This is a genomic window from Acrocarpospora pleiomorpha (genome assembly GCF_009687885.1).
GTDB classification, from domain to species: domain Bacteria; phylum Actinomycetota; class Actinomycetes; order Streptosporangiales; family Streptosporangiaceae; genus Acrocarpospora; species Acrocarpospora pleiomorpha.
Genome location: NZ_BLAF01000079.1, coordinates 37611 through 46274, shown reverse-complemented (window position 1 = coordinate 46274; position 8664 = coordinate 37611). Strand labels below are relative to the sequence as shown.

The following is an 8664-nucleotide window of genomic DNA, read 5'->3' as shown; positions in this document are numbered from 1 at the left end:
AAATCGCTCACGACGTGGCCGCTGTCAGGCTCCTATCCGGGCAGCGGGCCACGCTCTGGGCACGGATCGCCACCGGTCGAGCACCTCGTCTCCGCGAGCGCCCAGCAGGATGGTCAGTCGCGGATCTCCGGAAGGGCTCGGCGCGCTGTGCGGTACTCCTCGATCAGGTTGCGCACGATTTCGCAGACAGGCAGGACCGAGTCGATCAGGCCCGCGGACTGGCCGGCCTCCAGTTTCCCGTCGGCGGTGTCCCCATCGAGAGCCGCGGCTCTCAGCGTCGCCTTGCTGAATTCGACCCGCCGTTGCTCCAGGTCCGCGCCGGTGTTCTCGAGCTCTGTCATGCGGTCGGTGAAGGGGTTGGCGAGGGCGCGGATCATGCCGAGGTCGCGGCCCACCGTACGGCTGTCGGCGATCCCCGCCCGGAGCACAGCCTCCTTGTAGGAGCTGTGTACAGCGGCCTCGTGACTGGCCAGGAAACGGGTGCCGAACTGGGTCGCGCCCGCGCCGAGCGCGAGCGCTGCGGCGAGGCCGGCGCCGTCCGCGAAACCGCCGGAGGCGATGACCGGCGTGCCACGTACGGCCCTCACGACGGCCCGGGTGATGATCAGGGTGGACACCAGGCTCGCGGGCGGGTGCCCACCGGCCTCGCCGCCCACGACGACCAGGCCGTCCACGCCCGCGTCGACGGCTTTGGCCGCGTGTTCGGTGCCCGCGACGACGTGCAGGCAGGTCGTGCCCACGTCATGGAACCTGTCCAGGTAGCGGCGCGGGCCACCCTGCGAGGCGATCAGAATGGGTACGCGTTTCGCCGCCAGCAAGTCCATGACCTCGTCCGCGCCCTTGCGGTACAGCGGGAGGTTCACGGCGAAGGGCTTGTCGGTCCCGGCCCGTACCTCGTCGATGGTGCGTTCCAGATCGTGCAGCCGCATCGGCCCCGCGGCGATGACGCCCAGCCCGCCCGCTCGAGAGACCGCGAGCGGCAGCGCCGCGTCCGACGAGGCCCAGGACATGCCCGCCTGCACGATGGGGAGTGCGACACCGAGCAATCGGGTCACCGAAGTCTCGATCCTCATCGAAGGGTCTCCCCGGCCAGTAGCCTTTCGGCATGCTCAGCCAGGCTGCGCTTGCGGACCTTCGAGCTCGCGGTCATGCCGATGCTCTCGAATCCGTCGACGATGCGCAGGTATCTCGGGACCTTGAACCCGGCCAGCCGGCTGCCCACCCAGCTCAGAATCTCCTCAGCCTCGGCTTGGGCGCCCTCGGCGACCACCACGAACGCGAAGGGCACCTCCAGCAGCCGGGCATCGGGAACCCCGACGACAGCGGCCTGCCGGACCTGGGGATGCCGGTGCAGGACGTCCTCGACCTCGGTGGGGGAGACGTTCTCGCCGCCGACGCGGATCACCTCCTTCGCGCGGCCCAGGAACTCGAGCCTGCGGTCGGTTCCGAGCTTGCCGAGGTCGCCCGTGGACAGCCATCCGTCCGGGCTGAGTGTCGCCGTCGTCTCCTCGGGCATGCCGAAGTAGCCGCGCATGACATTCCAGCCGCGTACGAGGATCTCGCCGACCTCACCTGGCCCCAGGTTCCGGCCCGTTTCGACGTCCCGGATCCGGACGGTGACGCCTGGCTGGGGCAGCATCCGGCCGGAGACCCGGATCTGCTGCTCTTCCCACCACGCCGACTGGGCGACGTTCGGCGATGCCTCGGAAAGTCCGTACGCCACAACCGCCTCGGCCGCCCCGAACTCGTCGATCACTCGGCGGACGATGGCGGGGGAGGCCGCCAGCCACGCCCCGCGCAACGCCAGTTTCCTGCGGGTGGCGTCGGGGTGGCCGAGGAGCATCAGGGCGATGGTGTCATTGCCCGAGAAGTGCGTGCACCGCTCGGCCTCCATCAGCCGCAGCGCCTCCCCGGCCTCGAAGCGCTCCATGGTCACCAGCGTGACCAGATGTTGCAGGCTGGACAGGATCGACAAGGCGCTGCCCGCCACATGGAAGAACGGCCGGGCACTGTGGAACCGGTCGCCCGCCCGCAGACCCAGCCGCAGGCCGGAGAAGAAGGCGTCGGCGCACATGCTCCGGTGAGTGAGCAACACCCCCTTGGGGTAGGCGGTCGTACCCGAGGTGTACTGGATCAGCAGCACGTCGTCCGGCTCACACACCGGTTCGGCGGGCTCCGCCGAGTGGGCGAGGAAGTCCGGCCAGGAGCGCCCTGCGGCGGGGACGTCGTCGCCGATGATCACCACCTCGCGCAGATCAGGCAGGCCGGGGTCGGGCAGCGCCGAGTCGACCGCCGGGCAGATGTTCCTGAGCATCGCGATGAAGTCCGCTTTCAGGAAGCGGTCCGCGACGAAGAGCATCGTGGCACGTGACTGCCGCAGCGCATAGGCGAACTCCTCGGTCAGGAACCGGGTGTTGACGGGCACGGTCACCGCGCCGAGCGAGCCGATGGCCAGGAACAGCGCGACCCATCGAGGGCCGTTGCCGAGGCAGATCGCGATGTGGTCACCGCGTCGTACACCCGCCGCGGCGAGCGCCGCGCGGATGCGGTCCACCTCGGCGGCGAGTGCCGCGTACGTGCACCGGCCGGAAGGGCTGACGACGGCCTCGAGGTCGGGACCGATGGCGACGGCGCGGCGCAGCACGGCGTCGGTCGTCACCGGGCAGGCGTCCGCCGGATCGAAGTTCTCCTCCACGTACGTCACTCCTTCTGCTGCTCGTCGTCCGCCGGGTCGGCGAAGCGGCGTACCCCCGCACGCCATGACCCGTCCGAGAGATTCCGTTCGATGGCGGCCATCTCGATCCGGATGCCTCGATCGAGATCGGTCTCCCCGCCCAGCTCGATGGCCTGTTTGGTGAGCTCGATCGCCAATGCGGGCGCCGTGGCGATCGCACTGGCGATGCGTGCTTCCTCCGCGCCCAGTTCGGCCCGCTCGACCAGCCGGGTGACCAGGCCGAGGCGGTGGGCTTCACCGGCGGTCATGACGCGGTTGGTGTACAGCAGCTCCTTGGCGTGCCGCTTGCCGATCACGCGTTGCAGCCGCTGGGTGGCGCCGACAGTGCCCCAGCGCGGCTCCGGCCACCGGAACGTGGTCGCCGTCGACGCCACGACGAAGTCACAGCTCATCGCTATCTCGCCGCCCGCTCCGACGACCGGGCCGTCGATCACGGCGATGACCGGTTTGGCGCATCGCTCAATGGCCTCATAGGCGGCGAAGGATGCCTGGCGGCGTTGGCGCACCCACGCCTCGTCCTTGCCGACGCGCTCCTTGAGGTCCGCGCCCGCACAGAAGGCGGGTCCGTTGGCGCTGAGGAACACCGCTCGCACCCCGGGATCGGAGTCGAGCCTCTCGAACGTTTGGCGCAGCTCCAGGCACATCGCCAGGTTGACGCCGTTGCGGGCGTGCGGACGGTTGAGGACGATACGGACGATCTCATCCCGGGCTTCGATGATCACGGTTGGTTCGGGGGCCGTCATCGCAGTGCCCCGGCTTCGTCGAGTGCGGCGAGGTCGGCCTCGGTGAGCCCGAGCTTCTCGATGAGCACGGTCGCTGTGTCCGCACCCAGCAGCGGAGGGGTGCCGATCGGGGCGGCGGAGAATCCCCGGCCGTCCGGGTCATCGAGACGCAACGGCGTGCGCAGCGCGGGGAACCGGCCCTCGATCGGGTGGTCGAAGTGACCCACGACACCCCGCGCGACCGTGTGCTCGTCGGCGAGCGCTTCGCGCACGGTGTGGACCTCACCGGCGGGGATCCCGGCCGTTCGCAGGGCCGCGGCGAGTTCGGCCCGGTCGCTCTTGGCGAAGGCGGTGCGCAACACCTCGCTCACCCTGTCGCGCTGGACGACCCTTCCCGCATTGGTCGCGAGGGCGTCATCGCTCGCCAGCTCCTGGAGACCGAGCGCGGAGCAGAGTACCGGCCAGTGCTGATCGCTACAGCTGATCTGCAGCCAGGTTCCGTCGGCGCACTGGTACGCCTCCGACGGCACGCGGCCCAGATGCGCGGTGCCGGTCCGGGTGACGTCCTCGTCCAGGGCGAACAGCCGCGCCGCCGCCAGGGCGAGCAGGGTGATCTGCACGTCCATCATCGCGAGGTCCACTTGGCCGCCCTTGCCGGTCGTGCTGCGGCGCAGCAGCCCGGCGAGGACGGCGATGGCGATCCAGAGCGCCGTGGTCATGTCCGCCACGGGGACTCCCGCCTTGGCCGGGGGCCCGTCCGGATGGCCGGTGATCGAGGTGATGCCGGACAGTGCCTGGAAGATGGTGTCGTAGCCTCTGAGGTGCGCGTTCGGCCCGGTCTGCCCGAAGCCCGTACAGGACACGTAGACCAGGCCGGGGTTCTCGGCGGCCAGCCCGCGGTAGCCAAGGCCGAGACGGTCCATGGTGCCGGGCAGGAAGTTCTCGACCAGCACATCGGCCTTGGCCACCAGCCTCCTGGCGGTCTCCCGGCCATGCTCGGTCTGGAGATTCAACGTGACCGAGCGCTTGCCCCGATTGAACGCGAAGAAGTACGCGCTCTCCCCGTTCGGCAGCAAAGGCTGCATGCCGCGCGACTCGTCGCCCGCGCCCGGACGTTCGATCTTGATGACCTCGGCGCCGAGCTCGGCGAGGATCTGGGTGGCCATAGGCCCGGCGAGCACTCTCGAGAAGTCGACGACGGTGATGCCGACGAGGAGGTTCACCCCACCTCCCGGAATCCACGCATGATCGCGTTGACGTCGCGGCCGGCCTGCATCGCCTGGTCGAAGGGCAGGTCGGCGACCCGGTAGAAAAGGCTCTTGGCCGCCGTCATGGCCCGGGTGTTCGTCTTCGCCCATCCGGTGGCGATGTCGATGCCCACCTTGAGTGCTTCACCAGGGGCAGTCACCCGGTTGGCGACGCCCAGCGCGACCAGTTCGCCGGCGTCGAGCATCCGGCCGGTGCTCAGCAGTTCGAAGGCGAGCTTTCGCCCGAACTGCCGCTGTAGACCCGTCATCACCAGGGCGGGCACGATGGAATGTCTGAGCTCGGGATAGCCGAGGACGGCATCGTCGGCGACGACCATCATGTCGCACCCGGTCGCCAGGCCGGCGCCGCCGCCGACGGCCGCGCCGCGGACGACCGAGACGATCGGCTTGGACATGCTCTGCGGCATGGTTTGCACGCGCGCGGTCAGCTCCGCTCTGCGAAGGACCGCTTCCTGGTTGTGGGGGGTGAGCTCGGAGAACTCGGCGAGGTCGGCGCCTGCGCAGAACGCCCGGCCCGCTCCGGTGAGCACGACTGCGCGGACGCCGTCGTCGGCCTCAGCCGCCTGCAAGCCGTCGAGCACGGCTCGGGTGAGCGGAGTGTTGAGCGCGTTGAGCTTGTCCGGCCGGTTCATCCGCAGCACGCGGACCGCCCCGTGATCCTCCGTGAGCAGCACGTTCTGGTCGGTCACTGACCTTCCCCCTTTGTCACGTTCAATCCCCAGCCGGCTCGGGCGACCATGCTGTGCAGCGGCCGGCCGAGAGCCTCCTCACACCTGCGTGAGGCCGCGGTGACCAGGTCGATGTCGAGGCCGGTGGCCACGCCCATCGACTCGAATGCGTTCACCAGGTCCTCAGTGGCCACGTTGCCGGTCATCCCCTGGCCGTACGTGATCTGCTTGGGATGCCCGCCGACGCCGCCGAGCGCGCTGTCGAAGTGCCGGCAGCCGGCGTCCAGCGCTGCCACGCAGTTCGCCAGCGCCGTGCCTCGGGTGTTGTGGAAGTGAGCCACGGCGGGCACCTCGGGATAGTCCTTCAGGACTCGGCCGAAGAGCTCGGCCACGGTTCGCGGGGTCGCCAGACCCGTCGTGTCCCCGATCGTCACCAGGTCGACGCCGAGCTCGGCGAACCGCTCGAAGTCGGCGACGACGCCGTCCGAAGCGACGGGCCCTTCGAAGGGGCAGCCGAACGCGACGGAGATGACGCCGACCAGGGTGAATCGCCGGTCGGCCAGCCGTGCCATCTCGGCCACCCGCTCCCACTGCCCGGCCCTGGTGGTCCGGAGGTTGCGCTGGGTGTGTGACTCGGTGGCGGAGACGAGAAAGCTCAGCTCGTCGGCTCCGAACCCGGCCTCGGCGTCCGCGAGCGCGCGTCGCACCGCGGTCGGGTTGGGGCAGGTCGCCTTGTACGCGACTCCGGTTCGCCGAGGCAGGCCGGCCAGGACCTGGCCGGCGTCGCGAAAGGCGGGCACATGGTCGGGATGGCTGTAGCTGGTCGCTTCTATCCGCTGGAAGCCGGCATCCGCGATCGCGTCGATAACCGCGATCTTGGTGTCCGTTGGCAGGAATGTCTCCTCGTGCTGCAGCCCGTCGCGGGCGAAGCACTCGCAGATCGTCACTTGGTCGACCACCTCTGGGGAACCTCCTGTCGCGCCTGATGCGGCCAGCTTCGCAGAGCACTGTTGATAAGGTCAACAGAAGGCTATGTGTTGTCCAGCACAACAGGAAGCCGAGCTCAGGCGCTCTCGGAGCGTTCGAGTGCGCGAGCGAGGGTGGCAAGCTTCTCGAGCGCGGCGTCCAGGGCGACGCGTTCCTCGGGGGTCAGGCAGACCAGGAACGCGTCGTTGCGCTCGTTCGCCGCGGTGATCAAGCCCTCGTAAAGGGTCTTGCCGCGCCGGGTCAGCGACAGCTGCGTCGTCCGCCTCGGCCCCTGCTCCCTGAGTACGAAGCCGCGCTCGGTGAGCCCGCTGATCACGCGGCTCATCTGCGCCTTGTCGAGCGCGGCGAGCCGGGCGAGCCGGTTGAGCGTCTGCGGGGCCGATTCGCCGAGCAGTGCGATCGCACGCCATTCCCCGAGGCTGACATCGAACTGCCGGCGGTAGCGGACCGTGGCACTCCTGGACAGCGCGTTGGCGACCCGGCTCAGCTGGTACGACAGCAGGCCGCTGATGGGGACGAGGTTCGTCGCCTCTGTCCGGGGATGGGTGTCACGGATCGCGGCGGGCGTTGATGTGTCCATCCGTCCACTGTAGTGACAACGCGCACGAGCACGGTGCGGCTTCGAGTAGCAGTTGATGTCAGCAACAGGTGGGCTCGCCGGATTGTTTCCGGAGAGTGAGCGCACTATGGCAGGAAGGGCGACGATCCGTATCCGGAGATCTCGGACGTGAAACGACGCTTCACTGCTGTTGACTTTATCAATACCGGCAAAGAGACTGGCCCCACCCGCCACGGTCATCCGTTCAGGAAGGTTTTGGACATGCCGGCTTCGCCGCCAGTCTCGGTCGCACCCGAATCGCTGCTCCTCAACGGCAGGTGGCAGAGGGGATCCGCGAGTTTCGATGTCACCGATCCTGCGACTCTGCAGGTCATCGGCCAAGCTGCCGACGGTGGGCGGGAAGACGCCCTGGCCGCATTGGCCGCCGCCGAAGCCGCCGCCGACGGCTGGCGAGCTGTCAGCGCAGAGGACCGCGCGGGGATGCTCCGGGACGCGGCGGCCGAGATCCGCGCGCACGCCGACCGGCTGGCCGTCCTGCTGACCAGTGAGAACGGCAAGCCACTGGCCGAGGCGCGCGCTGAGGTCATGGGCAGTGCGAGGATGCTGGACTGGGCGGCCGAGGAGGGACGGCGCGCTCACGGACGGGTGACACAGCCTGCCGGAGCAGGACCGGGGCTGGTGCTCAAGGTGCCCGTCGGGCCCGCGTTGGCGATCACGCCGTGGAACTTCCCCGCCAGCATGCTGATCCGGAAGGTCGGGCTCGCGCTCGCCGCAGGCTGCCCGCTCATCGTCAAGCCCGCCGAGCAGACCCCGTTGATCGGTGCGGAGCTCATCCGGATCGTCCACGCGGCAGGGCTGCCCGCGGGTGTGCTGCAGTGCGTCACCACCACCAGGCCGGCGGAGGTGGCCGGTGCCCTGCTGGCCGACCCAAGGCTGCGGAAGGTCAGTTTCACCGGCTCCACCGAGGTCGGCCTGCACCTGATCCGCTCCACCGGAGACCGGCTCCGGCGGGTGTCGCTGGAGATGGGCGGTCACGCGCCCGCCATCGTGTACGACGACGCGGACCTCGAGTCGGCCGCGGCTGCCGTGGTCGCGACCAAGTTCGCCGGCGCGGGGCAGAGCTGCATCTCCATCAACCGGCTGTACGTGCACCGCAGCGTTCACGACGAGTTCGTCGGTCTCGTGCTCGACAAGGTCGCGCAGCTGCGGATCGGGCACGGCGCGGCCGAGGGGACCACGATCGGCCCGCTGATCGACTTCGACGCCATCGACAAGGTCGAGCGGCACGTCGGTGACGCCGTCGATCGTGGGGCGGTGGTCGCCGCCGGCGGTCGCCGGTGGGCGCCGGACGACCCCGCACTCAAGGGCGCCTTCTTCGAGCCGACAGTCCTGACCGGTGCCGAGGACACCATGCTGATCAGCTCGGAGGAAACCTTCGGCCCGGTGTTGCCGGTGTATGCCTTCGACGGCGAGGACGAGGTCATCCAGCGGGCCAACAGAACCGATTACGGCCTGGCCGCCTACGTGTACTCGCAAGCACTCGCGCGTGTCTGGCGCAACGTGGACCGGCTGAATTTCGGCGTGGTCGGCGTGAACGACCCGTTCCCGGTACGCCCCGAGCTGCCATTCGGCGGCATGAAGAACAGCGGACAGGAACGAGAGGGCGGCAGCGAAGGCATTGACGCCTACCTCGACATCAAATCGGTCTCGGTGCGGTTGTAGGAGG

General features: G+C 69.3%; 8 protein-coding genes. 1 reads left to right on the top strand and 7 read right to left on the bottom strand.

The annotated features are described in order from the left end of the window. Positions 1–113: 113 nt before the first annotated feature. The 7 genes from Aple_RS44670 to Aple_RS44640 form a co-directional block, all read right to left on the bottom strand. A complete protein-coding gene (locus tag Aple_RS44670) occupies positions 114–1073 on the bottom strand; it encodes an NAD(P)H-dependent flavin oxidoreductase (protein WP_155350857.1) in 960 nt (319 codons plus the stop codon). Continuing rightward, positions 1070–2695 carry an AMP-binding protein gene (locus Aple_RS44665; protein WP_218038828.1) on the bottom strand — a complete coding sequence of 542 codons (1626 nt, stop codon included), beginning with the start codon at positions 2693–2695 and terminating at the stop codon, positions 1070–1072. The genes Aple_RS44670 and Aple_RS44665 overlap by 4 nt, the downstream gene beginning before the upstream one ends. Positions 2696–2700: 5 nt before the next feature. Further along, positions 2701–3477 carry an enoyl-CoA hydratase/isomerase family protein gene (locus Aple_RS44660; protein WP_155350855.1) on the bottom strand — a complete coding sequence of 259 codons (777 nt, stop codon included), beginning with the start codon at positions 3475–3477 and terminating at the stop codon, positions 2701–2703. Further along, entirely contained in the window at positions 3474–4679 is a 1206-nt protein-coding gene (locus tag Aple_RS44655; protein WP_155350854.1) for a CaiB/BaiF CoA transferase family protein, read from the bottom strand. Before Aple_RS44655 ends, Aple_RS44660 begins: the two co-directional genes overlap by 4 nt. Continuing rightward, positions 4676–5413, bottom strand: a complete 738-nt coding sequence (locus Aple_RS44650; protein WP_155350853.1) for an enoyl-CoA hydratase/isomerase family protein — start codon at positions 5411–5413, stop codon at positions 4676–4678. The genes Aple_RS44655 and Aple_RS44650 overlap by 4 nt, the downstream gene beginning before the upstream one ends. Next, positions 5410–6351, bottom strand: a complete 942-nt coding sequence (locus Aple_RS44645) for a hydroxymethylglutaryl-CoA lyase (RefSeq protein WP_155350852.1) — start codon at positions 6349–6351, stop codon at positions 5410–5412. Before Aple_RS44645 ends, Aple_RS44650 begins: the two co-directional genes overlap by 4 nt. A gap of 104 nt (positions 6352–6455) precedes the next feature. Beyond that, the gene (locus tag Aple_RS44640) at positions 6456–6959 is read right to left on the bottom strand and encodes a MarR family winged helix-turn-helix transcriptional regulator (RefSeq protein WP_155350851.1); all 504 of its coding nucleotides are present in this window, start codon (positions 6957–6959) and stop codon (positions 6456–6458) included. 240 nt (positions 6960–7199) lie between these two features. Between Aple_RS44640 and Aple_RS44635 the strand changes: the two genes are divergently transcribed. Next, entirely contained in the window at positions 7200–8660 is a 1461-nt protein-coding gene (locus Aple_RS44635) for an NAD-dependent succinate-semialdehyde dehydrogenase (RefSeq protein WP_155350850.1), read from the top strand. Positions 8661–8664 lie beyond the last annotated feature (4 nt).